Origin of the sequence: Methylorubrum rhodesianum (genome assembly GCF_014199985.1) — a bacterium.
GTDB lineage: Bacteria > Pseudomonadota > Alphaproteobacteria > Rhizobiales > Beijerinckiaceae > Methylobacterium > Methylobacterium rhodesianum.
Genome location: NZ_JACHOS010000009.1, coordinates 89,767 through 115,929 on the forward strand (window position 1 = coordinate 89,767; position 26,163 = coordinate 115,929).

The 26,163-nt window shown below is 64.1% G+C and carries 23 protein-coding genes and 2 pseudogenes; 21 read left to right on the plus strand and 4 right to left on the minus strand.

The features are described from left to right. The first annotated feature begins 394 nt into the window (after positions 1 to 394). The 14 genes from HNR01_RS14530 to bcsN all read left to right on the plus strand — a co-directional run bounded on the left by HNR01_RS14530 (position 395) and on the right by bcsN (position 13,991). Entirely contained in the window at positions 395 to 1,282 is an 888-nt protein-coding gene (locus HNR01_RS14530) for an AAA family ATPase (RefSeq protein ID WP_309236228.1), read from the plus strand. Then, a complete protein-coding gene (locus tag HNR01_RS14535; RefSeq protein WP_183668240.1) occupies positions 1,279 to 1,752 on the plus strand; it encodes a CBASS system Cap8 protein in 474 nt (157 codons plus the stop codon). Before HNR01_RS14530 ends, HNR01_RS14535 begins: the two co-directional genes overlap by 4 nt. After that, positions 1,749 to 2,252, plus strand: coding sequence for an HORMA domain containing protein (locus HNR01_RS14540; protein ID WP_183668242.1), 504 nt, complete (start codon positions 1,749 to 1,751; stop codon positions 2,250 to 2,252). The genes HNR01_RS14535 and HNR01_RS14540 overlap by 4 nt, the downstream gene beginning before the upstream one ends. After that, positions 2,252 to 3,151, plus strand: a complete 900-nt coding sequence (locus HNR01_RS14545; protein WP_183668244.1) for a CBASS oligonucleotide cyclase — start codon at positions 2,252 to 2,254, stop codon at positions 3,149 to 3,151. The genes HNR01_RS14540 and HNR01_RS14545 overlap by 1 nt, the downstream gene beginning before the upstream one ends. Positions 3,152 to 3,198: 47 nt before the next feature. Next, the gene (locus HNR01_RS14550) at positions 3,199 to 3,927 is read left to right on the plus strand and encodes a DUF6602 domain-containing protein (protein ID WP_183668246.1); all 729 of its coding nucleotides are present in this window, start codon (positions 3,199 to 3,201) and stop codon (positions 3,925 to 3,927) included. A gap of 47 nt (positions 3,928 to 3,974) precedes the next feature. After that, positions 3,975 to 5,441: an ApeA N-terminal domain 1-containing protein gene (locus tag HNR01_RS14555; protein ID WP_183668248.1), complete on the plus strand. Its 1,467-nt coding sequence runs from the start codon at positions 3,975 to 3,977 to the stop codon at positions 5,439 to 5,441. A 394-nt stretch (positions 5,442 to 5,835) separates the two neighbouring features. Next, positions 5,836 to 6,255 carry a GIY-YIG nuclease family protein gene (locus tag HNR01_RS14560; RefSeq protein WP_183668250.1) on the plus strand — a complete coding sequence of 140 codons (420 nt, stop codon included), beginning with the start codon at positions 5,836 to 5,838 and terminating at the stop codon, positions 6,253 to 6,255. 388 nt (positions 6,256 to 6,643) lie between these two features. Then, a complete protein-coding gene (locus tag HNR01_RS14565; RefSeq protein WP_183668252.1) occupies positions 6,644 to 7,252 on the plus strand; it encodes a KwaA family protein in 609 nt (202 codons plus the stop codon). Further along, on the plus strand, positions 7,249 to 8,169 hold the full coding sequence (locus HNR01_RS14570) for a Kiwa anti-phage protein KwaB-like domain-containing protein (RefSeq protein WP_183668254.1): 921 nt from the start codon (positions 7,249 to 7,251) through the stop codon (positions 8,167 to 8,169). Before HNR01_RS14565 ends, HNR01_RS14570 begins: the two co-directional genes overlap by 4 nt. Positions 8,170 to 8,444: 275 nt before the next feature. Further along, the gene (locus tag HNR01_RS14575; protein WP_246417512.1) at positions 8,445 to 8,933 is read left to right on the plus strand and encodes a metallophosphoesterase; all 489 of its coding nucleotides are present in this window, start codon (positions 8,445 to 8,447) and stop codon (positions 8,931 to 8,933) included. Beyond that, the gene (locus tag HNR01_RS14580) at positions 8,930 to 9,772 is read left to right on the plus strand and encodes a metallophosphoesterase (protein ID WP_183668258.1); all 843 of its coding nucleotides are present in this window, start codon (positions 8,930 to 8,932) and stop codon (positions 9,770 to 9,772) included. Before HNR01_RS14575 ends, HNR01_RS14580 begins: the two co-directional genes overlap by 4 nt. 375 nt (positions 9,773 to 10,147) lie before the next feature. Then, positions 10,148 to 11,026, plus strand: coding sequence for a hypothetical protein (locus HNR01_RS27615; RefSeq protein ID WP_246417513.1), 879 nt, complete (start codon positions 10,148 to 10,150; stop codon positions 11,024 to 11,026). Then, entirely contained in the window at positions 11,011 to 12,969 is a 1,959-nt protein-coding gene (locus tag HNR01_RS14590) for a hypothetical protein (protein ID WP_183668260.1), read from the plus strand. The genes HNR01_RS27615 and HNR01_RS14590 overlap by 16 nt, the downstream gene beginning before the upstream one ends. Next, a complete protein-coding gene (gene bcsN, locus HNR01_RS14595) occupies positions 12,966 to 13,991 on the plus strand; it encodes a cellulose biosynthesis protein BcsN (protein WP_183668262.1) in 1,026 nt (341 codons plus the stop codon). The genes HNR01_RS14590 and bcsN overlap by 4 nt, the downstream gene beginning before the upstream one ends. Positions 13,992 to 14,111: 120 nt before the next feature. Here bcsN and HNR01_RS14600 read toward each other — a convergent pair whose 3' ends face one another. Together HNR01_RS14600 and HNR01_RS14605 are read right to left on the minus strand one after the other, a co-directional pair. Beyond that, positions 14,112 to 14,987: an alpha/beta hydrolase gene (locus HNR01_RS14600; RefSeq protein ID WP_183668264.1), complete on the minus strand. Its 876-nt coding sequence runs from the start codon at positions 14,985 to 14,987 to the stop codon at positions 14,112 to 14,114. Positions 14,988 to 15,086: 99 nt separating this feature from the next. Then, entirely contained in the window at positions 15,087 to 15,896 is an 810-nt protein-coding gene (locus tag HNR01_RS14605) for a class I SAM-dependent methyltransferase (protein WP_183668266.1), read from the minus strand. 216 nt (positions 15,897 to 16,112) lie between these two features. On the opposite strand from HNR01_RS14605, the pseudogene HNR01_RS14610 reads away from it, so the two are divergent. Next, positions 16,113 to 16,301: pseudogene (locus HNR01_RS14610) on the plus strand (IS3 family transposase); the annotation flags it as partial. A 29-nt stretch (positions 16,302 to 16,330) separates the two neighbouring features. On the opposite strand, the gene HNR01_RS14615 reads toward HNR01_RS14610, so the two are convergent. Next, positions 16,331 to 17,596, minus strand: coding sequence for an FAD-dependent monooxygenase (locus HNR01_RS14615; protein ID WP_183668268.1), 1,266 nt, complete (start codon positions 17,594 to 17,596; stop codon positions 16,331 to 16,333). A 655-nt stretch (positions 17,597 to 18,251) separates the two neighbouring features. Between HNR01_RS14615 and HNR01_RS27620 the strand changes: the two genes are divergently transcribed. Next, positions 18,252 to 18,743 carry a hypothetical protein gene (locus tag HNR01_RS27620; RefSeq protein ID WP_246417514.1) on the plus strand — a complete coding sequence of 164 codons (492 nt, stop codon included), beginning with the start codon at positions 18,252 to 18,254 and terminating at the stop codon, positions 18,741 to 18,743. Positions 18,744 to 18,821: 78 nt separating this feature from the next. Then, the gene (locus tag HNR01_RS14620) at positions 18,822 to 19,253 is read left to right on the plus strand and encodes a phospholipase A2 family protein (protein ID WP_026105881.1); all 432 of its coding nucleotides are present in this window, start codon (positions 18,822 to 18,824) and stop codon (positions 19,251 to 19,253) included. Between the two features lie 98 nt (positions 19,254 to 19,351). Here the strand turns inward: HNR01_RS14620 and HNR01_RS14625 are convergent, their stop codons facing one another. Beyond that, complete coding sequence (locus HNR01_RS14625; protein WP_183668270.1) at positions 19,352 to 19,585, minus strand: hypothetical protein; 234 nt, start codon at positions 19,583 to 19,585, stop codon at positions 19,352 to 19,354. A gap of 1,162 nt (positions 19,586 to 20,747) precedes the next feature. Between HNR01_RS14625 and HNR01_RS14630 the strand changes: the two are divergent. The 4 genes and pseudogenes from HNR01_RS14630 to atpC all read left to right on the plus strand — a co-directional run bounded on the left by HNR01_RS14630 (position 20,748) and on the right by atpC (position 25,760). After that, positions 20,748 to 21,973 (plus strand): annotated as a pseudogene (locus tag HNR01_RS14630) (acetate/propionate family kinase). A gap of 213 nt (positions 21,974 to 22,186) precedes the next feature. Then, entirely contained in the window at positions 22,187 to 24,520 is a 2,334-nt protein-coding gene (locus tag HNR01_RS14635) for a DUF3141 domain-containing protein (protein WP_183668272.1), read from the plus strand. A 28-nt stretch (positions 24,521 to 24,548) separates the two neighbouring features. After that, complete coding sequence (fabI, locus tag HNR01_RS14640; RefSeq protein ID WP_017486832.1) at positions 24,549 to 25,331, plus strand: enoyl-ACP reductase FabI; 783 nt, start codon at positions 24,549 to 24,551, stop codon at positions 25,329 to 25,331. 27 nt (positions 25,332 to 25,358) lie between these two features. Beyond that, positions 25,359 to 25,760: an ATP synthase F1 subunit epsilon gene (gene atpC / locus HNR01_RS14645; protein ID WP_017486833.1), complete on the plus strand. Its 402-nt coding sequence runs from the start codon at positions 25,359 to 25,361 to the stop codon at positions 25,758 to 25,760. Positions 25,761 to 26,163 lie beyond the last annotated feature (403 nt).

Below are 26,163 nucleotides of genomic sequence, written 5' to 3' on the forward strand. Positions count from 1 at the left end.
GAGGTTTGTCAGTTTTCACGGGAAGTGTGTCAGCTACGGGAAGTGAAGGGTGTCCGCGGCGACCATAGCCAGGCAGGTCTCCCAACCCTGACGGCTAGAACCTGCGGCAACCACAAGAGCCGCAGGTTCCAAAATTAGGGCCCATCGCGCATTTGACGCTCTGAGCATGCATTAATCCAGCGGGACACATAAATTTCCGCCCGCTTTCCGCGCATCTGCAAGTATTTAATCCAAAATCCAAGGTCGCCCATTTAGGGCGACCTTGAAAACAACAAAGAACAAACCGTGAAAGCTTGGCTATAGAGCCGCACGCAGTAGGAGGCGAAAAGTCCCATCGTCCTCGCACTCCGACAAGCGAGCATTAAGGCTAATTATAAACCCTAAGGAGAAGAAAGTGGAAACACCGAAAGGTATTCACTGCATCCGCCAGCTACCCGACAATGATTTGAGTCAGCTGTGGGACTCGATCATCATCGACCCCGAGACGAAACGACAGCTGCACGCTCAGGCCGTTCTAAATTTCACGGTTAGGAGGAAGATCTCGCGCACAGTTCTTCCCCTGCACGGCATCATTCTTCTAGTTGGACAACCGGGTACTGGGAAGACGTCGCTGGCGAGAGGGCTGGCCAACCGCGTCGCCCAGTCTTTCGGAGGCGCCAAGATCAAGCTGCTTGAGGTCGACCCGCACGTGCTCGGCAGCTCGGCTATGGGCAAAACGCAGAAGGCCGTCTCCGAACTTTTCTCGCAAACCATCGCAGAAGCCGCGATGGCAGGTCCGATCATCGTCCTGTTGGATGAGGTCGAGACCCTTGCAACCGATCGCACCAAGCTCAGTCTGGACGCGAATCCGGTCGACATCCACCGTGCGACCGATGCTGTGCTCACCCAGCTTGACGACCTAGCGGAGAGATACCCGGACATCCTCTTCGTTGCCACAAGCAACTTTCCGGATGCGGTTGACGCCGCCTTCTCGTCCCGGTGCGACCTCATCTTAGAGGTGCCTCTACCGAACGCTGACGCTTGCAAGCAAATCCTAAAGGACTGTCTCACGCGGATCGGCGCGGCTTACCCGACCATCGGCTCAATTGCCGCCTCTCCGCTCTTCTCCCGATGCGCTGCGGAATGCGTCGGATTGGACGGTCGCGCCATTCGAAAGACGGTCGCCAATGCCATGGCTGCCACCGTTGAGACAGCGGCAAACCCGAACTTGATGTCAGCGGACATGCTGCTCGAAGCCCTCAAGGCAGCCAAGGCTAACCGCAGAAAGGGAGGCGCTCGATGAGTTCGGTGGTGAGACGCACCATCCGCAGCACTCCCTACCGCGACGCCCGGGAAACATGGGAACTGATCATCACAATCCTGACCGCCGGCGGGGCTCCGGAAGCCAGGACCGAGATGAGTTCCGTGACAGGTATCGTCGCGAGCATCATCGCGGATCATTGCCCACAGAACGCTCCGATCATTGCGACGTGCGAGGGGCCCAGGACGCGGTTCTACTGCCTGTACGACGACGATGCCCTGGAGGCCGATACCTACAACGAATCTGGCCTGTCGCACGATGCGACGAAGGGTGATTGGAGGGTCTCGATCCCTTGTCAGGACGAAGATCTGACCTGGGTCCAGGCAGCCCTCAAGGAGAAGACCTCCCGGATCACCGCCCGGAACGAGGCCGATGATGTAACGCCTGAAAAGTCCGAGAAGGCTGAGGCAAGCGAGGGTTTGGTCCTGAACCTGAAAGGTCTCCTCGGATGACGACATCGGTCACTGTCAACACCTACACGAATTCTGTCACCTACGTCGCCGACAACATTCAAAGGACCCTCAAGGATATTATCCGTCTGAGCGGTCTCAATCCGCAAAACTTCATCAACAACTGGGAGTTAAACAACCGTGGCTTACGAACTTGGCTCGAAACCAAAGATCTGGAAACAGTTGTCCTAGAAATCTACAATCCGATTTCTGGAGCGCTGATTATACGATGGGACATCGACATCGTCTACGGCTGGTCGAGCGGTGAAGGCAACTTCTGGACTGATACAGAACAGCTGAAATACGCGATCCGAAAGGCCGGCGTAGCGCCCGAGAACGCAAGCTACAGCCTGATTCTCAGGTGCAAGCCGAACCGCCCCAACGTCGACGGGTGGTCGTCGTGCAGCATGCGATCAACGGACGGGATGGTTCGCCAAAGTCTAGGCTCCACCGTCGAGCATTACGGATTAGGTGCAAACAGTGCATATTGGAGAAGGATCTGATGCTCAGCGTAGACGAAGCGTTTCGAAAATTCAAAAGCCGGCTTGAATTGAACGATAAGGAGCAAGCCAACGCATCAGCCCGCCAGAAGGAGGTCCGCGAATACATCGAAACCAAGTTCAAGATTGACCGCAGCTTTCTGACAGGCTCCTACGCGCGCTGGACGAAGACCAAGCCGCTCAAGGATGTCGACATCTTCTTTGTCTTAAAGACATCGGAGAAGCACTACCGAGACAAGGCGCCGGCGGTCATACTTGATGATTTCCACTCCGCATTGGTCGAGAAGTACGGCAGCAGCAACGCAAAACGGCAAAATCGCTCAATCAACGTAGACTTCGGCGTAAAGGCCGATGCAGATGATAACACCGACTACCGAGTAATCAGCCTCGACGTCGTCCCCGCTTTCGACAAGAATAATGACTTTGAGATACCCGACGACACGCTTGGAAGGTGGATCGGCACCAATCCGCAGACTCACGCAAAGAAAGCCGTGGAAGCGCATCAAGCCTTTGACTGTGAATGGAAGGGCTTGGTCCGGATGATTAAATACTGGAACAACAATCCCAGGCATGGTGAGAAGCCGGTGAAGCCCTCCTTCTTACTGGAGGTCATGAGCCTGCAGTGCCTTCACGTCCCGTGGGGCGGCAATTTCGATAGAGAGATCCAGGGATTGTTTTCGACCCTGGCAGACCGGATCCATGAGACGTGGCCGGACCCCGCGGGCCTCGGGCCTCCGATCAGCGACGGCATGGATACCACTCGCAAGGATAGGGCAGCGAAACTTCTCCACGAGGCGAGCCGAGAAGCCAGTTCGGCAATCCACCTAACACGGCGGGGTCAGAATGGTGAGGCCCTCAAGGCTTGGCGAGCATTATTTGGACCGAAGTTCCCGCTGTCCTGAAACAAGGCGGCACACTGATCCTTTAGCCCTCAATCAAGGAGTAGCCCATGAGCGGGTGGTCTTTGCCTGTGTTATTGGCAGGCCTGCACGACGACATTCAAGGCAGGCTGGAGCGTGCTCGAAAGCTCTACGGTCATCCTGTCGCGAAAGGTGAGGCTAGCGAAACCGTCTGGCTTGAGCTGCTCAAGTACCTGCCTTCCCGCTACCAATCCGACACTGCGTTTGTTGTCGATAGCGACGGAAACTTCAGCGAGCAAATCGACATTGTCATTTTCGATCGCCAGTACACACCCTTTATCCTGAAGCAGGATGGTCACGCCATTATACCCGCTGAAAGCGTCTACGCAGTCTTCGAGGCGAAGCAGGCTATCGACGCAGGTCAAGTGGCATACGCACAAGGCAAGATCGCCAGTGTACGGAAACTTCAACGGACAAGCTTGCCTATTCCGCATGCGGGTGGAACGTATCCTCCGAAGCCGCCTCATCACATCCTGGGCGGTCTTCTCACATTTGACAGCACCTGGACTCCAGCTATGGGCGATCCACTAACCCAAGCATTGTCTAAGAACAATACCGAAAACCGGCTGGATCTAGGGTGCATCGCAGCCCATGGCCATTTCTCACGGGATGACGGTAGCGGCAGCTATGATTTGACCTCAGAGGGAAGGCCTGCCACGGCATTTCTGTTTGAGCTAATCGCGCGACTGCAAAGCACGGCAACTGTTCCAATGATCGATATTCGAGCATACGCAAGATGGCTTAATGATCCACGTTGAGGCGGTCATTGTCCCCATCTTCAATTCAGCGAAAAAAGGTATTCAGCATGTGGATTTTGGTTCCAGATCCAGTTGATGGGAAAGAGGCGTGGGTAGGAAAGATCAAAACGCCTAACAAACCTGGGTCTATTTTTGAATTTGAGCTCGTAAGGTCTGTAGATCACGCAGATGCGCTTAGAGAGGAACCATTCGATCAGGAGCATGTAATTGCTCTGCTAGACCATCAGCAAATATCCACTTTGATCAAGCCCATATGGAGCAACGTATCTCCCGGAAAAATGGGAGCAGGGTATGATTTTCAAAGAACTATAATAAAAGGTAAGTTTAACTCCCTGTTGCGCGGACTTCCAATTGAGGATGGAGATAAACGTGAGTTCAAAGGCATCTCATTTGACGCCAGTTCATTTGGGACCTGGTTTCGACGCATACCATTCCAGGTCAAGCATGACTACGAGTCCATGCGGTCTGAAATAAAGCTTAGCCCTCCAGAGAAAATTGAAATAGAAATAGCTGATTTCGGAATAATTACTATCAACTCGACCTCCAACATTACTAAGGAGGAAAACTCAGCACATATAATCCCCGTGGCAAATTTCAGAGTTGAATTTCATGAAAATAAGTCCTTGAACGAGGTAGTTTCGTACTGCACGCGACTGAACTCTCTCTTTGGCTTTTTAATCGGCTGCCCAATGAAGCCGCCTATTTATAAGACCTGGACTTCAAGAACATACAATTCAAATGGTATTTTACGCCACCACGAAGGGACCCTTGAAATCGGGGGCACAAAGTGGATCAACAAGATGCACTTGCGCCCGATGGACTGTATTCATGTCGACGGTTGGGGCGGCGCCGATCTTAAGACAGTGCTTGAAAAATTTTTATCAGATTCAGATGGCTTTATGAACAGATTTTATGCCATCGAGCATAGCAGATTTTTCACAAGAGACCTGAACTCGCGATTTGCTGTCCTGATGCCAGCCTTCGAGGAATTCGTAAAGCGTCGTTTTGCTTCGAAAGAGGAGGTCGAATTTGCTCAGCAAGAGAAAGAATTTTTTGGCTGGGTCGAACTCTCGAAGAACGATGCCTTGATTCAGTTCAGCAAAAAACACATTCAGGTAGTTAAACGCAAATCAGCTTCTCTGCCGATGCTCATAGAACGTTCAATTGAGGAGCTCAATGGCCTTGGGTTTTGTTTCCCGACCTCTTTGGCGAAGAGCATAAACAACCGTCGTGGTGCAGTTTTTCACTCTGTGCCGCAAATGAATAAACATGATATATACAAATATTATTCAGAGGTTAGAGCCTTAAACGGCTTGTTGACTCTGCACACTCTTGGCGACCTCGGCATTGAGGTATCGTACTTAGCGCAGCACCATCAAGCTCTGAGCCACTTCAATGAATATTTACATAAAAGAACACCGCTTGCTAGCCAGACAGCGCAGAGTTCCCCTTGCTTCAGCGGCGCCAATAATGCCGCCCTCATGAAGCATGAGGACTGGTATGGGCCTTTGTAGGTCTAGCTGCGTCGGCAAGGCGGCTATACGGCTGGTGTACCGGGACGACCCGCTTTGGCCTGCTCGTGACCGACGACCTCATGCGTGGCATCAGTTCAAGTGTCAGCGTCGATCTGATATGCATCGTCCGGGGGCCGTCCCCGAGATTGGCTGATTCAGCCGCGAGCTCGGCGCCTTGCTGATGAGGGCCCTGGAAGCCTGCAACTGCTGCTCCAACGCGCGGCGCCGTCGTCCACGCCACCGCTAGCTTCGCGCCGAAGCGGGATTGTGCGATGCAGTTCGAGAGGCGCTCGCCCCACTAAACGACGCAATCCGACGAACCTCCCGCCATCATGGCTGCCGGACCCCGCTTCCCCGTTTGTGTCACCGAATCTTCCAGGATGAGTGCGAAGCCGTGAGCAAGATGCCCATCGACGATGCCCTGCAACTCGTCAGACAGGACGTGAGCGCCTTGTTGGCTGTTCCCCCTGTTCTGCTGGGCGCGGCAAAGCCGCCGAACACCAATGGCGTTTACATGCTCCTCGTCGGCGAGACTGTGAAGTACGTGGGCGAGGCGAAAGGATCGAAAGGACTGAAAGACAGGCTATTAAGCAAGCATATTTCCGGCGACGACAGTCATGCGATCCAGCGCGCCTTCTCGACTGAGTTCCCAGATCGGACCTTGAGACGCGACCACATCAAGCAGACCGTATCCGCGAGGTGGATCGCAATCGAAGACGACAGCCGCATTTCCGCGGTCGAGCAGGTTCTGATCTGGCTCTACGATCCCGAGTGGAACGAGAGGGAGCGCAGGTTCCGTCAGAAGACCTCTTGAGATCGACGAGGCTTCACGAACTAGGCATGGTTCCCCTTCTTAGTGATAGCCAAATCGACGACTTCGACTACTACCATTCCAAGGACGCCAACGTCGAAGATACGGCCGCGGCGCGATCCAATTTGGTCGCGCTGCGGCCACCCTCACATACGCGTTTATCCAAGGGAACGAGGAGAGCTCGGTACCACTCGTTTTGTTTCGGCATCATCCCCATGTAAGAACAGAAACGGAACGAAAGTGATTGCGGATCTGCCCTTCCCAGGTCCGGGATGGGTAGATTCGCCAGCTAGCCCTAGCACGTTCGTGCCGTCATGATCCCGTGGCGCTTCAACGGCGTGGGCGGTCGCGACGGCTTCCGGCATGCGTGTGTGATCGGAACCTCGCAGACATGCAACTCAGGATCCTTATCGCGGCGGCCATCTACCTGGGGTCCTACCTTCCCCTGAGCCTGATCCTGCTCGCGCAGGACATCGACCTGGAGTCAGTGAAACGCGGGATCTGCCCGGTTTGGTCGATAATCACCCTCTCCTGCGCGAGCCCGTTCAAGAATCCTTTTTGGTCCCTTGGCGCCGTCGCCGTCTGCGCGATGGGCATGGCCGCCACCTTCGTCGCCCTTCGCGCCCTGCGGACCACGCAGCGGGTGAAGGTGATAGAAAGCAAGCATATACCTGCTGACCTGATCAACTACGTGATCCCGTACGTCGTCTCGTTCATCAGCCTGGACTTCGAACAGGGGGCCAAGCTTATCGGGTTCGCGGTGTTCTTAAGCTGGATCTTTTGGATCACGTACAGGTCCGGTCAGATCGTGCTCAACCCCGTCCTCGCGGCATTCGGTTGGAAGCTGTTCGAGGTGAAGTATGTCCATCACGGAGCGACAGCGATTTTCGTGGGTCGCATGCTGTCCAAGGTCGATATCGAGCCTGACCGCACCTACCTTCAGGGTCACCTCCAGGACGTTATGGTCGTCCGGGGGAATAAGGGGGACGCTAGCCGATGATTACGCTTCCGGACCTGAAGGGTTTTGATCTTACGGGTGCGGACGTCACGGTATGGGTGTTCAAGACCTCGCCCGGCCAAGACGGTCGGCCGAGGTTCACGGGGCGATGGGTCGGCATCACCGAGAACCTCTCTGCCAGGCTCAAGGAGGCGGTCGGCAGCGCGCTCGGCGAGATCACGGAGACGATCGAGTACGACGTATTGGTGCAGAACAATGAGGGCAGCGCCCTCACGATTCAGACTGACGAGACATACGTGCACCTGATCGCTGCCGAGGTGGCGAACGACACGCCCGGGCGTAAGGCCCGCAGCGTCAAAGACTTGGCCAACAGCAAGTTCTGCGTCATCAAGTTCGTCAGGGACGAGAAGACCATGCTCGCCGTGAGCAAGAACGACACGAGTTGGTCGACGCGGAGGACCACGGGCTTCATTCGGGCGGTCTACTCCGACGATGAGCTGGGTGTAGAGGAGGCCCCCGTCTTCACCATCCGCCCCAACTTCGATTTCTTCGTGCTCGACGAACGCATTTTCATCAGGAGCAAACCGAATTTTGAGTCGGTGCTAGTGTACAAGGCAGGCCACGAGCATGCGTTCTCGACCCTCAAGCAGGAGGCTCAGTTCGTTGCGCTGTTTTCGGATCTTGGTCCGCTCGACGAGTTCGTTGGATCCAACAAGATCCACCTTCGTCGTGCCATCGCGATACAGACAAAGGGTCATTACAAGGACGCCAGCTTCATAGCGCGCCTGGTAGCCGAGCATAAGAACATGAGCCTCGACATCGCCTTCGATGATCAAGGGCGGATCGTTCCCACCGCAGAGACCTGCCGCCACATCTTTCAGGCCCTTCTGAATCACCGGTTAGAATCCAGGCTCGACTCGAAGTTTTACGACGTACCAAGCACTGAGCCCGTCGCTTAATCGCCATGGCGGCTACGGGCTGGCGAACGCCATTTAGCGGTGGACGGGGGCAGTGCACCCCGCTTCCGACACTTGCCGGGAACCTTCGTCTAGGCGATCGTCTCTCCCCCTTTGAGAGATCCCTCAACATGAAACGCTTGGCACCGCATCCGTCCGATTGATCCCGGAGTGCTGCGCCGCGTGCCGAGCCTCCGCACGAGCGAGAGGCTCTCATGTCTAGGACCTTTTTCACAGCAGACTCCCACTTTGGCCATGCTCAGCTAGTCACGGGGGGCATGAGCACATGCCGCCCGTTCGCCTCCATCGAGGAGCACGACGAGACGCTGATTGCCGCATGGAATTCCGTCGTGCGGCCCGGCGACGAGGTCTGGCACCTGGGCGACTTCGCGTTCCGGTGCACTCAGGACCATGCCTTTCGGTGCTTCGACCGCCTCCACGGGCGCAAGAGGCTGATCCGGGGCAACCACGACGTGGTGGCCGAGCGCCTTCCCTGGTACGGACCGATCCTTGACGTGGCGCATGTCCACGCCCGCGGGCCGGACGGGGTATCGCGAGGCATCTGGCTTAGCCATTACGCCCATCGGGTCTGGTATCGGATGTACCGGGGCGACCTGCACCTCTACGGGCATTCCCACGGCACCCTGCCCGATGCGCCCGAGGGCACGAGCACCGACGTCGGGGTGGACCGATGGAACTGGCGCCCCGTGACCTTAGAAGAGATCCTGGCACGGCTCGACGTCCTAGCAGCGGGAGGGGAGCCATGACTGGACCCGCTCCCAGCGGACAGCGTCTATGGACCTTCAGCGACCTGCACCAGGAGCGGCCCGAGAATGCCTGGGATCCGGCCGCCGGCCGGCCGGCAGCCGGCTTCGACGTTGCCGTTGTCGCCGGCGACGTGCACGTGCCGCTGATCCGGTCCCTGGAGTGGCTGGCCGAGCGCCTGCCGGGCGTGCCGGTCGTCTACGTGCCGGGCAACCACGACTTCTGGTGGGACCGCGGCGAAGAGCGCTACACGATCCAGGGCCAACTTGAACGCGGAAGGGAGCGTGCCGCTGCGCTCGGTATCCACTTACTGCACGACGATGTGGCCGTGATCGGCGGCACGAGGTTCCTGGGAGGCACGCTATGGACGGACTTCCGGTTGGGCAGCTTCGGGATCACACACGCCTTCCGGTCCGCCCAGGGCCGTTTCGGCATGATGGACTACCGACGCATTAGGACGGGACCTCGTTCGCGGGATAGGATCGAGCCCGGCGAGGTGCTGGCGATGCACAGTGCGACGCGCGCCTTCCTCGACGCCGAGCTCGCCCGACCCCATTGGGGTCCGACGGTCGTGGTGACCCACCACGCCCCCCATCGGAGCAGCCTGCCGAACCCGCACGCCGACCTCGCTTGGTGCTACGCCTCAGATTTGACCGAGCTGATCGAGGACCGGAAGCCGGATCTCTGGGTTCACGGGCACGTGCATCGGGCCGCCAACCACAGGGTCGGCCGCACGAGGTTGGCCTGCAATCCCCGTGGCCACATCGACGAAAGGTCGGGGTTCGTTCCGGATGAGGTCATCGTCCTTCAGACGGATCAAGGAAACCTCCCGACCTATTAAGCATGCCGGCGGATTGAATGTCGACAAATCAGGATCCGCAGCTGATCTAGATGATTCGAATTTATATCGGTGCGTCATGTACATCATTGGCAAAAGGCGACCAGCGTCGCAGCTCTTCCCGAATTGACGATCCTCTTGGCCTAACCGCTCCGTTTGAGCAGGTGTCCGGGAGGCTGATTTTAGAGGCTTCCCGATGTTGCTGAGTCCCTACCGTCCCTGCCCTCTTCAAAAACGTCTGGCCCGGCATGTCTGTCGGTCGAGCGTCCGCTCGGCCGCATCCCAGCCGTGGCGCGCCTTGCACCACTCCGACACCACCATTCGCAGCGTCTGACCTGCGCGCCCTCGGCGTCGGGCTGGCCTGCCATGGGGCCAGCCATGACGCACGACGAAACCACCGAGACCAACGCCACCGACTTCTTCGAGCTCCCTGACGATGAGGCGCCGTCCAAGCCGCCGCCGCGTCGGCAAACCGGCAAGCATTCCACGCCGAGGAAGGCCTTGCCGCTCATCCTGCTCCAGGATGCGCTGACGGGTGCCGAACTCAGGCGCGTCCGTGAGGCCCGCTCGCTCCTGCTCCTGGTGAAGGTGCCGTCGCCTGCTTGGGTCGAGTCTGTCCGGGATGCGCTGCGCGCGCTCGGATCCTGGCATGAGATCGAGGTCCGCGACGGGAGCACACGCTACAGGCGCAAGCCCGAGGACGTTGGGGAGGTCGCCGTCCGGATCGGCGACGGCCTGCGCGTTGCTGCCGTCTGCCACGACCCAGCCGCTCTGCTGCCGCCGAGCCTCATCGCGTGCGCTGACATCAGCGTGGCGCTCGGACCGCCGTCCGACCGTGTGATCCGCCGTGCCATCAAGGCGGTCACCGGCACAATGCCCCGTCGCGTGCCTCATCGCGCCGGCCTGGATTTCGCCGATCTGGTCGGTTGCATCCGTGTCGGCGACACCGCCGCCGCGGCTGTACGTCGCCTCAGCGAAGCATCCCAGGCACGTCTGGGCACACTGCTGGCCCTCTGGAGCGAGCCGGACCCGGCCGGACTGCCGATCATCGACACGGAAAGCGGGTCCGTCGCGGGACGCATGGCCGAGCCCGGCTACGCGATCATCCCGGCCCTGGCCGCCTGCGCGGTGGCGGGCGCACCGCTGCCGGCCGGTCTTCAGGATCCGGCCGCCGACGAGAACTACTATCCCGCCACACTCCACCTCCTGGCCTTGACGGCCGCCAACATGAGGTACCGGCCATGCCTCGGCCGCTGAACCCGCTGCGCGCCGCCGGGCCGGTCCTGCTCGCCGTCGTCGGAAGCCTCGGCTGGTCCGTGACCGCGGCGGCGCAGCCCGCCCCCGTGCGCACCGGCGTGCTCCAGCTCGACGAGCGCCGGGGCGCCGTGATCCTCGACACACCCCAGCTCTCCGGGAGCGCCGAGATCATCGACGAGAGCGCGCTGCGCTTCTACGCAGCCCAGCGCCAGGGCGAGCGCGTCCAGGCCGAGATCGCCCGGCTGCGCCGCCGCCACCCGAACTGGACCGTTCCCGCCGACCTCGACACCCTCAAGCCGAGCCCACCCGAGGAGGCTCCGATGTGGGATCTCTTCACGGCGGGTCGCTTCGACGAGCTGCGCACCGCCATCAGCGTGCGCCAATCGGCGGATCCCGGCTGGCAGCCCTCGGAGGATCTCGCGCGCAAGCTGAACCGGGGGACCCTGCGCAGCGCGGCCCGCGCGGCCGTCCGGGACGGCGCCTGGGAGGCCATCATCGCCCGGGTGAAGGCCTCCCAGGAGACCGTGCAGAATCTCGACATCGACATCGCCTGGACGTTGGCGGAAGCCTATGCCCGCACGGGCGACCTCGCCCAAGCCTCCACGGTCTACCGCACACTCCTCACGGAGCAGACCGATGCGGGCCTGCGTCTCGCGACGGTCCAGAAAGCCATGGCGGCGATGCCGATCGCGTCGGTCGAGCCGCTTCTGACCCTCGGCAGCCGCGGCGCGGACGGCGCCGACGAGTTCCGGGCGATCCGGCCTGACGTGACCCGGGCCCGCATGGTGGCGGTCCTGCACGGGGAGCCGGCGGGGCGGATCGAGCCCGCCGAACTCGCCGCGGTCGGCGAGCAGGCCCGCCGCCTCGGCAACCCGTCGCAGATCGCCCTGCTCGGCTGGTACGCCTATCACCGCCGCCAGTTCCGGGAGGCGCTGGACTGGTTCAAGCTGGCCCAGAGCAGGGGCGGCGACGCCGCCGTGGCGACGGGGCTGGCCCTGTCCCTGCGCGAGATGGGGCAGACCCGTGAGGCGGAGGATATCGTCTTCGCGTGGCGTGCCGCCTCCGTGACGAACCTCGCTCTCTACGTCGACATCATGGAACGCAGCCTGGGCGAGAGCTCGGGCGCGGCCGTGGAGCCCGAGCGGCTCGACCGCTTCGCCAAGGTCGTCCTCGCGACCGGCTCGGCGGAGGGCGCGCAGTCCTTGGGCTGGTACGCCTACAATGCTTGCCAGTTCGATGCCGCCGCCGACTGGTTCCAGCGGGCCGTGGGGTGGAAGCCGCGAGAATCCTCGGTTCTCGGCTACGCCCTCAGCCTCTCTCGCCTGAAGCGGACCCGCGAATATCTGGAGATCGTCAACCGCTACGACGGGCTGTTCCCGAAGGTGGTCGGGCTCGTCTTCGCCGAACCCGACCCCCAAGCGCGCGACACCGGCCCCTGCGGACCGGCTCCGGCAACGCCGCAGCCGGCGGCCGCCGCGCCCACCCGGATCAAGGTTCCCAGGCCGACCGCCACCGCGGCCGCGGTGGCGGTCCGGCCACTCCCCGTCCTGCGCGGCGAGTTCCCCATCGCCGTCGCCGCCGAGAACCCGCTGCGACAGGGCGAGGGCGGTGCCGCTCCGCCGCGTCCCCGCGAGGGCGAGTACCTGCGCGAGGTGCGCGACGCCCCGCCGCTCATCGCCCGGCGCGTCGTCGGCGTCGGGCCGATGCCCTACGAGCGCTACGGCTTCACCCTGCTGCCGGGCTGGAACGGGATGGTTCGGGCGAGCCTGCAGGCGGGTCCGCCGACGCCGGCGGTGGGAACCCTCGCGCAAGCCGAGACCGGCACAACGATCCAGGCCGGTTCGCCGCGGCCCGGCCAGTTCCGGGACGGGGAGCGGTTCGGCCCCTTCGATACGGCCGCGACTGGCCGCGGTGAACCGGGCATTGCAGGACGGGATCGATGATGGGACCGATGCTCTGCCTCGACCGGCCGCACCGCCCCACCGCACGCTCGCTGTTCCGGATCGGCGGCGTCCTGCTCGGCCTCACCCTGCTCGGCGCCTGCCAGAGCTCAACGGCGCGCCGGACGACGCCGCGCTTCGAGACCGCTTTCAGCGCGCTCGGAACGACCGGCAACCGGCCGCTCGTTTCGCTCCCGAACAGCGGCCCCGTGGCCTCCGTGACCGAGACGCAATCAAGCGCCGGCCTGAGGCAGCGCATCGTTTTCGCGGGCTCCCGCGGTCGGATTGATCTGACGGTGGCGTCGGGCCGCGTCTGGGACGACCCGGCCATGGCGAAGCCGAGCCGGACCGGCATCGCTGCCGAACTCGCGAGCCTCGAAGGCGGCAACGCCTACCGCATCGTGAGCCGGCCTGTGCACAACGCCTACGGCCCCCTGGGCGTGGCCCTGAGCGAACGCTGCGCCTACGCCTGGCAATGGATCGACGGCCTCGAGCGCGTCGAACTGGGTCGCAGCGCGCTGCGCGGACCGGTCTCGGTTTCTCTGCGCGTGCAGCATTGCCATCGGCAGCCGACCGGGGCCGAGGCGCTGTTGGCCGACCTCGTCCGGATGCGGCTCGGGCCGGCGTCGGATCCGGGCACGGGAATCCAGCGCCGACGCGTCGCGAGCCCGAAACCGAAGCAGACCGAACCGGCCGAGACGGCTGCCTCCGCGGTTCCGGCGAGCCCCCAGGCGGCCGCCACGTCGGTTGCGGTGAACGGCAGCCGCACCCTCGTGATGCTGCCGCAAGGGCCTGCAGCCCCGCAATACCTAGCGCAGCCCGCACCCGCCGCCGTTGGACCTGCCCTCCCAGCGGTTCCCCGGCCGGTTGCTGCGGGCAGCGCAACGGATCGCCCGCGCTTCCTCACCGACGCGGTGCCGCCATCTAGCCCCACTTCCGGGACTTCCTCCCCCAATCCGCAAAGCGCTCCGACCGAGTCTTCGGCCCGCTTCCCCACCGGACCCAGGCCACCTCAGGGCTGGTGATGTGTTCTGCGCTCACTTGTTGGATGCTTCGGGTGCGCCGGAATAGATCGGGCCGGCAGCGTCCTCAGCAGATGTCCGGACGGCATTCATCGCCCGCGCAAATATCGGTCTGACAGCAACCTACTTGGGACCCAGCGATGCCTCGATGAGACGACTCACCTCCTGCCAAGCCGGCGCCGGCGGCGTGACCAAGTCGAAGTGTCCGGCATCCGGGACGTTGATGAGCTGCGGCGCGCGTCCGGACCGGCCTCGCAAAGCGCGGGCATAGTCGTAGGCAACCCATGGCGGCGTGAGCCGGTCCAGAACGCCGCTGACCAGAAAGATCGGCACCCCTGCAGGCGGGAGGGCTGCGGGTGAGACCTCCGATAGCTTGTCGGCTGGAGCGAGCCGCTCGACAATGCCCGGGCCGCAGAGCACAGGGACGAACCGCGCGAACGTCGCAAGATCCCCTACCCCGCCCAGGCTGATCACAGCCCGCGGCACAAGCCGAGTTATGGCTCGAAGAGGGCTCGCGGCGGGAAGTGAGCCGCGCGAGGCTGCCCAGAGGGCGAGATGGCCACCCGCCGAATGCCCCACGAACACCACGCGCGAGAGGTCCAGGTGGTGGGCTCCCGCCTCTTCAGCGAGGCGGTCCAGAGCGGCGCCGACGTCTTGATAGGTTCCGGGATAGCCGCCACCGTCCTCGTTGGCACGCCGGTAGCCGATGCTCCACACGGCAACGCCGCGCCGCGTCAGGTCTGGGCCCAGGTGACGCATCTGCTCGCGCCCGGCGGTGGCAACACTCCAGCAACCGCCGTGGATGAGAACCGCGACTGGGTGTGGGCCAGAGCTGTCGGGTAGGAAGACGTCGATGCCTTGAGACGGGGCGTCACCGTAGGTGAGTTGCAGCGTCGGCGGAGGCCGCAACAGATCCCGAAAGACCGCGAGCTCCACCGGCTCGGCCGATGCCGGACCAATCGCGAGCACTGACAAAGTGAGGATTGCGCAACGCTTCATGCCAGCCTCCTTGCGCAGGAGTGATGCTCTGGATCGAGGCGATAAGTTGAGCCGTATCGTAGCAAGGCCGCTCCTCATCACGGCCCTGCCAAGCTCAGGCTAGTGGCGAATGCCACGCGTGACCCAGTACTGACGGGGAACGCAGATACCGAGCGGCGTCGAGAACTGAGCATGGAAGGCGATGAAGTCGCGGCGCAGATCGGCGCGCCGATCCTCGTCGAGGCTGGTCGCCAGGGATTTGGTCGGGCCGTAGCCGCCGGCGAACCGCTCCCAGGCTGCCTCGGCGGTCGGCTCGCGGTAGAACGAGACGCCCTTCTCGAAAGCTAACTCGAAGTCCCGACCCAGCAGCTCCTCAAGCCGCTCTGTGCGGCCCCACTCGAATGGCGAGGGCGGGGCCGAAGTGGGCGGCGGCGGCATGAAGGGCTTCATCACCATGAACATCCTGAACACATTGTCGTCCGACAGCCAGGTGGTGAGGCAAATCCGTCCGCCCTTGCGGCAGACCCGCGCCAACTCAGCGGCTGCGGCCTCAGGCCGGCTCGCGAACATCACGCCGCAGGTGGAAATGACGGCGTCGAACGCGCCATCGGCGAAAGGCAGATTCTCGGCGTCGCCCAGTTGGTAGAGGATGTCGAGGCCCTCGGTCCGCGCCTGCTCGGCGGCGAACGACAAGAGGTCGGCGCTGATGTCAGCCCCAGTCACCTGTGCACCCCGCCGCGCGACGACGCGCGAAGTCCAGCCTGTGCCGGTGGCGAGGTCGAGCACCCGCTCGCCCGGCTTCGGATCGAGCCGCAACACGCAGTGTTCGATACTGTCGGCGATGCCGCGACTGATCTCGTTGTACTGAGCTCCGCCGGAGTTCCAGATACTGGCAGACTTGGCGTTATGAGGTTGGATCTCGTAGCTCATGGTGCCTCCAACTCACACGGGGCCCCCAGATCAAGATGCAGCTTCTCGCATGCGGAAGTCCATCGTCATGTTCATCGCCGATCCGACTAACTCCGAGCAAGCCTCCGACATGAACCTCAGTGCTCCCGCAGCACATTCGGCAATCATCAGATGTCGGATGACCTTGCCCCTGGTCTGCCCTCATTCCGAAACTAGGATCCGTTGTCCAGGAGAGGGGCGATGAAGAAGAGCCGGTTCGGCTATCAGCGTCTGCTCATCCTGTTGCCGGGCGAGGGCCCCACGCTGAATCACAAGAAGCTCTTCCGGCTCGACCGGGAGGAGCGGTAATCGGTGCGCAGGCGCGGCGGCCTTGGGCGAATACTGGGCACGCAGGCTCCGGCCGCTGTGCCTCAGGAGCCGAACCAGGGACCCGTTCCGCGTCGGCGGGATCGGGCTCAGCCCGCTCCGGCGCTGACAGCGTCGACGGCGGGGCTTTCCAGGCTCGGCCCCGCAGGGCCGACATTGGCTTTCGAGCCGAACGCGTGTGCTGGTCCGCCGATCCGAGCGAAGGGCGAGGCCGTGCGGTCAGTCAGTCTGGTAAACCTGTCACGTAAATACAGGTATGTTCTCGCAGGGATCCGCTTGAGCAGGCGAGAGCGCCTCGCGAGCAGAAGCGTGAAGAAGGTGGGTGCGTTGTAGCGGATGTAGCGTGGAAGGTTCTCGAACCATTCCGCACTCAGGCGCGCATCCCGTTGCACGCGAGCGAGTGCGCGGTGGCGTCGAAGCTCGAACACGTCCAGGGCGCGGGCAAGACTGTCGTGCTCGCTCAAGGCCGAGGCGAGCGCGATCGCGTCGTCGATGGCTAGACGCGTTCCCGAACCGATCGTGAAATGGGTCGTATGTGCGGCATCGCCGATCAGCACCAAGTTGTCCGCGTGCCACGATCGGTTGACCAAGGTACGGAAGCTCGACCATGCCAGCCTGTTGTCATGGCTGTCGCGGCTGATCAGTTCGTGGCCGTCGAGATGCTTGGCGAATATGCTTTCCAGCACTCGCAACTCGGCATCCGCGACCATCGTGCCAAGACCGAGCGCATTCCACGTCTCCGGCGCACATTCCACGATGAATGTACTGGCTCCCTCCTTGAAGGAGTAGGCGTGAAACCAGACCCATCCGGCGTGGGTCGGAACGAATCCGAAAGTGAAGGAGGAAAACTGCCGTGTCGTCGCGAGCCAGATGTATTTGTTGCGACCGGCTTCGATCCGCGGTCGGAATTGGTCCGCGTGATGCCGACGCAACTGACTCGCGACGCCGTCCGCCGCCACGATGAGGTCGGCGTCGGCGACCTGACTCGGCTCGCAAATCTCGCTCTCGAACCGAATGTCGACCCCTAGCGCGAGCGCCCGCTCGATCAGGATCTGCAGGAGGCGACGACGACATATGCCGTAGCCCCCGCCTCCGTAGTGAAGCGGCGGTTGTCCCTCGACATCGACCACTTGCCCGGACCAAGGAACCGCCTGATCCGCGATCGCCCGCGCGCTGTCCGGATCGTTGGTCCGCAGGGTGGCAAGAAGATCGTCCCAGAAGACGACGCCCCACCCATGTGTTGTTCCAGCCGGGTTTCGCTCGTGGACAACGATCTCATGGTTCGGGTTGCGCCGCTTCATCACGATCGCGAAATACAATCCGGCAGGCCCCGCACCGACACATGAGATCTTCATCAAAACGCTCCATCCAGCCTTATGCTTCAGGCATCATGACGCGAAGCACTGCCGGCATGCCATTATTACATGCGAAATCATGCCATTGAGATTGCGACAGCAGTCTTCACTCCTGCATACAGCAAGGACATCGGCGGTTCTTGGAGGATGCAGGAATACGGACGATCATCCTGCGTGATAGTGCAGTCGCGGCAGCACGACGAAAGCCGGCGATGAGAGCTTGGGATGAGCCACCAATGAGTGCAACTTCGATTGTGGATGGTGGTCGTAACCCTAAGGAGCCACGCTCGGCCTCTTCGTCGTCCCGGACGGGTCCCATCCTTCCGCAGGCAGCTTGGGCGCGGGAGCCGGCCGACGACTGCACCTGCGTTCCTTGATCGATGCGCGCCCTGGACCGGGCCGACGGTGGATATGGCACCAAAGCTTGCCTGAACGGCCGGCGGGCATTGCCCGAAGGCTGGCGCGGCGATTCAGGCACCGTCAGCCGAGGCTGGTCCCGGCTCCTCCCTGTCCTGTCGGATCAAGCGCATTACCGACGGACGATGTAGTGTTTCCTAGACAGATGTCGCGGCTCGGCGGGCTCGATGTACGGGCATACGCTCTCGCCTGACGTGCCCCAGAGCGATGCGTTGTCCTCTGGCAAGGAGACGACCTTATGAAAGCTCTCTTGATTTCTTCTGCGGCCTTCGCCGCCTTCATCGTGACCAACGTGGCGGCCGACGCTCGTGGATTTCGTGGCGGCGGTGGCGGCTTCCGTGGCGGCGGCTTCGCCGGTGGCGGCTTCCGCGGCGGTGGATTCGGTGGCGGTGGTTTCCGAGGTGCCGCGCTGGGTGGAGGGATGCGGGGTGGCATCAGTCGCCCGGGTGGACCGACCTGGGGTGGAGCACGACCCGGCTGGAACGGCCGGACCTGGGGTGGGGCGCGACCCGGCTGGGGTGGGGGCAGACCTATCGCTGGCCGGCCCGGCTACGGCTACGGCCGCTATGGCTATCGTGGTTATGGGTGGGGTGGCTATCCCTACGGCTACGGTCTGGCCGCGGCCGGGCTCGGAGCAGCCGCAGCCGCTGGCTACTACGGGAGCACCTACGGCGGTTGTGGGCCATATGCGTATTACGACTCATACACCGGCGTCTGCCAGCCCTACTGACAAGCATCACGACCCTTTCCGTGCCTGAAGGGTCGTACAAACCTCTGCCCGCATCCAGATGCAGGGAAACCACACGCTATGATCACGAAGATTGCATCTTCCCTCATTGTTGCGGCTTGCCTGACCTCGGCTGCTCTTGCTCAGTCGGATGGTTACGTTCGCGAGCCCACAGCGCTCATCCACGGCAATTACTGCGGCGCGGGCAACAACGCGCCGCTGCCACCCGTTGATGCGCTTGATCTCGCTTGCGCTCGGCACGACGCCTGTACGCCGAGCGGGCGCTTGCCCTCACGAGCCTGTAACGTGCGGTTCCAGCGCGAGACCGAATTCATCTCGCGCGACCCACGCCAGCCGGACGATCTGCGAGCGCTGGCAGGCTTCATCTCCGCCGGCGCCGCCCTTATGCCGTTCGATCCGAGCGCTCCTGTCGGGGTGACGCGGGTGCCGGCTGCGAATCGATATGGATTGCATCCGCCCGGTTCATACCGTCCGGCCGCCTACGCATACTAGGCTCGGGCCACGACGGTTCGCCGTTGGCGTCGGCGAGGCGGCCGGCAGCAAGGAACCGACTGCCGATCGGCGTCATCGCGTGATGGCACCGATCTTCGTCAAAGACCCAGCCGTGCAACCTCGATGAGAACATCCTCGAGGTAGGCCCTGAGACGGCCGATGCCGGAGGCGCTCGGCCCGACGATGCTGAAACCGATCAGTTCCTTGCGGGCATGCACCCTGCGGAGCAGGGCCTCGGCTTTCGCTGCGATCTCGCGCTCCGTCGGCGCGCGCAGAATGCACCCGGTCTGATGGGTCGTGATCCGAATCTCGAAGAGGGGTGTCTCCGTCATGGCTGGATGATGAGACAGCAATTCTAAGGCGAAATCTTGTCCGCTAGATCGAGATCGATATTCGCACAAGTTAATTGCGCAATCAATGCTTCGTACCTGCGACCTCGGCTTGAGATCTACATCAACGGGATTAGAGATCTACCGAAAGGCGGCGGGCGCGTCCCGAGCCTTGTCCGGCCGATGCGGATTGCCCAGGCACGGCCTCGCATAGGCGGCCCAATCGTTCCCCGCCCCGAGCGGGTGAGGCTGTGTGCGGTCTTCCTCCACCTCGGCCCCGGACGGTTCAATGCCTTCAGGCCATGGGCGTCGCGCCCGAGCAGCGCCGGAAGGCCTGTGTGAAAGCCGAGGGCTCGGCGACGTCCAACACCCCAGAAATGGAGCGAGCGCTGCCGTCGTCACCACGCCTCGTCCCGCTCTCCAAGCCGCGAGGTTCGCGGACGGGGCCATCATCCGAATGCAGACCCTCGGGATGCAGCGCCGACATGAGCGGAGGATGGACCGACACGAACGGCGCATGGATCGGCGGGTAAATCGCCAGGACCGGCGGATGGATCGATTCGATCGGCGGATGGAACGGTGAAACGGAACGCGTGCGCGGGCCCGCGACGTCATCCAGACAAGGCAGCGCGCGGACGCCGCCGCATCCCGTCGCTCGCGCGTCGCGGGATCGTAAGGCGAAGCAGGGCTGTCCCGTCCGATCAAGCGGGGCGTACGGGAGCCGCCGATAGTGATCCCGGCAGCGCCTTCCGTGACGGTGCGGCCCCGGCGGCGCGCCCCATCCGGTCGCGCGGCTCCGCGAGCGCTCCTGAAGCGCCCCTGGAGCGTCCCTGGCGCAGCTCGGCTCCCTGATCGAACAGGAGGAGGCTCCGTGACGAGTGCGGCGATCGAGCGGCCTCCTTTTGCAGCCGCGGCCGGGCCGGGCCAGCACGAGATGTCCGAGCGCCTCGTCGCCACCGCGCGCACAGGCCCCTCTCCGGGTCGCGGCGGTTCATCCCTGCGACGAGGCCGTGCCCGGAATCGTCATCCCGGCCTTGGCCGTCGAAGCCGACCGCGCGGCGCTGCACGTCGTCCCGGTCCCGCCGCCCGCGCGATCGCCTCCCTGTCCCCCGCTTCGTCCGCGGCCTCCCGGCACGCGGCGCGCGCCCTGCCGGGGGGCTAGGCGATGCGTCCGGCGCTGCTCGTCATCAACGCCGGCTCGTCGAGCCTGAAGTTCCAGGTCTTTGAAACCTGCGAGAACGGGCTCGCGCGAGACGAGGACCGGCTAGGGCGGGTCTTCCGCGGGCTGTTCGAGGGCCTGGGCGGAAGCCCGCACTTGGTGATCCGTGACCGCGACGGCCTGATCGTCGCCGAGGATCGCCCGGCCGTGACGCGTGGGTGCTACGGGCACGAGGAGGCGCTTCTCACCGTGGCCGAGTGGCTGCGGAGCCATCGCGGCGGATACCGGCTCGCCGCCGTGGGCCACCGCGTCGTGCATGGGGGTCTCGCCCACGCGGCGCCCGTGCGGGTGGACGAGACGGTGCTCGACGCCCTGGAACGGCTGGTGCCGCTGGCGCCGCTGCACCAGCCGCACAACCTGGAGCCGATCCGCATCGTCCGGCAGCAATTCCCCGACCTGCCGCAGGTCGCCTGCTTCGACACCGCCTTCCACCGCGCGCAGCCGGAGATCGCGCAGCTCTTCGCGATCCCGGGGGAGATGACCCGGCAGGGCGTGCGCCGCTACGGCTTCCACGGCCTGTCCTACGCCTACATCGCGTCGGTGCTCGGCGACTATGCGCGCGAGCTCGCCGGGGGCCGCGTCGTCGTGGCCCATCTCGGCAGCGGGGCGAGTCTGTGCGCCCTCCGGGCGGTCGAAGCGTCGCGACGACGATGGGGTTCTCGGCCCTCGACGGCCTGCCCATGGGCACGCGCTGCGGCAGCCTCGATGCCGGCGTCGTCTTCTACATGCTGCGGGAGATGGGCCTCACCCCCGCGGAGGCCGAGCACATGCTCTACACCCGCTCGGGCCTGCTCGGGGTGTCCGGCCTGTCGAACGACATGCGCGCCTTGCGCGCCCAGGCAGGCTCGAACCAGGATGCCCGGACCGCGATCGATCTCTTCGTCTACCGCATCGGGCGGGAGCTGGGCTCCCTCGTCGCCGCCCTCGGGGGACTCGATGCCCTCGTGTTCACCGGCGGCATCGGCGAGAACGATGCGGCGACACGCGCCGAGGTCCTGCGCGCCGCCGCATGGGCCGGGTTCACCCTCGACGAGTCCGCCAATGCCGCGGGCGGTCCCCGCGTGACACGCGCTCCGGGTCCGAGCGCCTGGGTCATCCCGACCGACGAGGAGGCGATGGTCGCCCGCGGCACGCTCGCGGTGCTCGCCGCCATGCGCCAGCCGATGCTGTGAGGCCGATGCCGTGAAACGGAGCGACGACGATGGCGACGCCGAGCCCGCCCCCGGGCTCGGCCGTCGAGTTCTGGCGCGATCGCCTTCAGCCGGCCGGCTACGGCCTGCGCGCGACGATCATCGACGGGCCGCAGGGCGCATCCGATGAGCTCGCCTTCTTCACCTGGGAAGCGGCACGGGCCTCAGGAGCCCGATCCGCACAGGAGGTCTGCCATGGCAGTTCCCGAGACCGCGGAAGCCGGACGGCGCTTCGAGCCCTTCGCCCTCCTGTCGTTCCAGACCCGGATCGCCGAGGTCTACCAGAGCCGCCTCGCCGCGGCGTTCGACGGCTACATCGCCGCCACGGAGGCTGCCAACCGCGCCTGGATTGACGCGACCAAGCCTCTCACACCCGCCCAGGCCTGGGGCGAGGCGACCGGCTACTGGACCGATTTCGCCCAGCGCTCGCTCCTGTTGTGGGACACGCTCCGGCGGCGCGGCAACGACTGGCTCGCGCACGAGGCAGCGGGCAAGCCGCCGCTCATCGCCTTCGATTACGAGATCGTGGCCGATGCACGCCGCTACGCGCGCCCGGCGAACTACGCGCTCGTCCGCATCGTCGCGCCGTCGGGCGTGGCGGCCGATCCCGACAAGCGCCCCTACGTGATCATCGACCCCCGCGCCGGGCACGAACCCGGAATCGGCGGCTTCAAGACGGATTCCGAGGTCGGCGTCGCGCTGCGCGCAGGCCATCCGGTTTACATGGTGATCTTCTTCCCCGAGCCGGTCCCGGGCCAGACCCTCGCCGACGTGACCTTGGCCGAGGCCGAATTCCTGCGCGTCGTGCGCGCCCGCCACCCGACGCGCGGCAAGCCCGTGATCGTCGGCAATTGCCAGGGCGGATGGGCCGCCATCATGATGGGCGCACTTGAGCCCGACGGCGCCGGCCCCATCGTGATGAACGGCGCACCGATGTCGTACTGGGCCGGCAACGATGCCGAGAACCCGATGCGCTACGCCGGCGGCATGCTCGGCGGCAGCTGGACGGCGCTTCTGGCGAGCGATCTCGGAGGAGGACGGTTCGACGGCGCCCATCTGGTCGAGAATTTCGAGGCGCTCAATCCGGCCAACACCTATTTCGGCAAGGCCTACAACCTCTTCGCGAAAATCGATACCGAAGCGCCGCGCTACCTCGACTTCGAGCGCTGGTGGGGCGGCTACTTCCTGATGAACCGTGAGGAGATCGGCTGGATCGTCGACAACCTCTTCGTCGGCAACCGCCTCGCCTCCGGCCGCGCCGAATGGGCGCCCGGAAAGGCCTTCGACCTGCGGGCGCTCCGCTCGCCGATCATCCTGTTCGCCTCGCTGGGCGACAACATCACCCCACCGCAGCAGGCGTTCAACTGGGTCGCCGACCTCTATCCGACGACGGAGGATCTCAAGGCCAACGGGCAGGTGATCGTGGGCCTGATGCACGAGAGCGTCGGACATCTCGGGATCTTCGTCTCGGCAGGTGTCGCGCGCCGGGAACACACCCAGATCGTGGATCTGCTCGACTATATCGAGCACCTTCCGCCCGGCCTCTACGGCATGAAGGTGGAGGAGCAGCACGTGGACGGCGCCGTGCGCTACGATGCCGTCCTGCACGAGGTGCGGGTCGAAGACCTCCAGAAGCTCCAGAAAGACGCGCGCAAGGACGAGATTCCGTTTGCCGCCGTCGAGCGCATCTCCCGGGTCAACGCGGCGGCCTACGAGCGCTTCGCGCACCCGGTGGTCGAGGCGTTGGTCCGGCCCGAGGTGGCCCCGCTCCTGCGCGCGCTCCACCCGCTCCGCGCGCGGCGCTGGGCTCTCTCCGACCTCAACCCGTTCCTCGCCCCGCTCGGCGGCTGGGCGGATCTCGTCCGGTCGCACCGCGTGATGCGCGACGAGACCGGTCCCCTGGCCGCGGCCGAGCGTCGGGCTGCGGCCGGCATCATGGCCGGCTGGGACCTTTACCGCGACCTGCGCGACGCGGCGGCCGAGAACCTGTTCTTCACCGTCTACGGCACGATGAGCCTGACGAGCCCGGCCGCGTCGGCGGATAGGATCGCGACCGGTGCCGGCCGTCCGGACGTCGGCGAGCCCGCCGGCCGCATCGACGAGGGCGGTTTCACGGACGCTGCGGTTCGGGCCGGTCTGCTGGTGGCCCGACTCGGCCGCAATCAGCGGCGCCTCTCGACCTTCAAGCGGATCCGCGCCCTCGTGGGCCGCGATGTCGGCCTGCTCGCCATGCCGACGGAGGCCGCGGCGCAGGTGGTGCGACGGCAGGCTGCCTTCGTGGAGCGCGAGCCGGAACAGGCCCTGGCCACGCTGCCGAACCTCGTACCGAGCGCGGAGGAGCGAGGCCGGCTCCTCGACATCCTGGGACGCCTGGCGAGCCATTCCGACCTTGAGCCGGAACAGCGGGCCCTGATGCAGCGCCTCCAAGAACTTCTGGGGCCCGAGAGACTTCCGGGATCCCGGCCCGAGTCCGACGTGGCTGCCGGGCGTGAGCACGGGTCGGAGCCGGCCCGGCGCAAGGCGGGCTGACGGTCGATCAACGAGGAGGAGCCAGCCGATGACGCAGATTCCCGATGGCAACGCCCTGCGCGGCAAGCGCGCCCTGGTGCTCGGCGTGGCGAACGAGCACTCCATTGCCTACGGCTGCGCTCGGGTTTTCCGCCGCCTCGGGGCGGAGATCGCCCTGACCTACCTGAACGAGAAGGCCAAGCCCTACGTCGAGCCCCTGGCTCGCGAGCTGGACGCCCCGATCCTGCTGCCCTGCGACGTCCAGCACGGGGGCGATCTCGATGCGGTCTTCCGACACTTGGCCGAAACCTGGGGCAGGCTCGACATCGCGCTCCACTCGATCGCCTTCGCGCCGAAGGCGGATCTCCAAGGACGGCTTATCGACAGCTCCGCGGCCGGGTTCGGCGTCGCGATGGACGTGTCCTGCCACTCCTTCATCCGCATGGCCCGGCTCGCCGCGCCGCTGATGACGGAGGGCGGCACGCTGCTGACCATGAGCTACCACGGTGCGGCCAAGGTCGTGCCGAACTACAACCTGATGGGCCCCGTGAAGGCGGCGCTCGAATGCGCGGTGCGCTACCTCGCCTACGAGCTCGGCCCGAGCGATATCCGCGTCCACGCGGTCTCGCCCGGCCCTCTCAAGACGCGCGCCGCCTCGGGGCTGAAGGATTTCGACATCCTGCTGAGCGAGGCGATCGAGCGATCGCCCATCGGCGAACTCGTCGACATCGACGATGTCGGGCTCACCGCGGCGTTCCTCACGACGCCCTACGCCGCCCGGCTGACCGGAATGACCGTCCATGTGGACGGTGGCCTCAGCATCATGGCCTGAGCGCCGCCTGTACAGGGAGTTGCCGCCATGGCCCTTCTCTTCGCCGAACTCATTTCCCCCGAGCGCAGGATGTACGCGGGCGAAGTCCGATCCGTCGTCTTGCCGAGCGTGGAGGGCGACATGACGGTGCTGCCCGGGCACGCCCCCCTCGTGACCGCGCTGCATGCCGGCGTGATCTTCGCCACGGATGCGACGGGGGCCGGACGCCGCGCCTTCATCAGCGGCGGCTTCGCCGAGGTGAGGCCGACGCAGGTGACGATCCTGGCTGAGCGGGTCCGTCGAATCGAGGAGCTCACGCGCAAGCAGATCGACGAGGAGATCCTGCTCCTTCAGATGGAGCGCGACAGCTCGTCGAATCCGGAGCTGCGCGCCGAGCGGGACGTCTCCGTTGCCCGGCTCGAGTCCTTCAAGGCCAGCCTCAGCCTCTGACGGCGCGTCGATCGGGCCGCACGAAGCGTCGGCCCTCAGCGCGTCGTCGTCGGCCTCGGCCCCGGAGCGCCGGACAGCCTGCCTCCCGCGGTAGCCTGCTCCGTGTAAGGGATCAGGTGCAGAAGGTGCGCGATGCAGGTGAGGCACGCCCGCCACCTGTCGCCTGCTTGGAACCGTGCACCAGGGCGCCTCCGAACGGTCGGCGGCCCCATCAGGCCACGGCCTGATCCAGATCAATGTGCCCCGTGACGTGATGAGCTTCCCTGTGCAAGCTGCTCTCTACGGTCGAACGGCGCCGTGCCGCACCGGATGATTGCAGGCGCAACTTGGATCGTCGTGAGACTCGCGAGCCGCTTATTCGGATTTGCCCTCGACCCGTGCTTCGTTCCCCTGTGCATCGAGT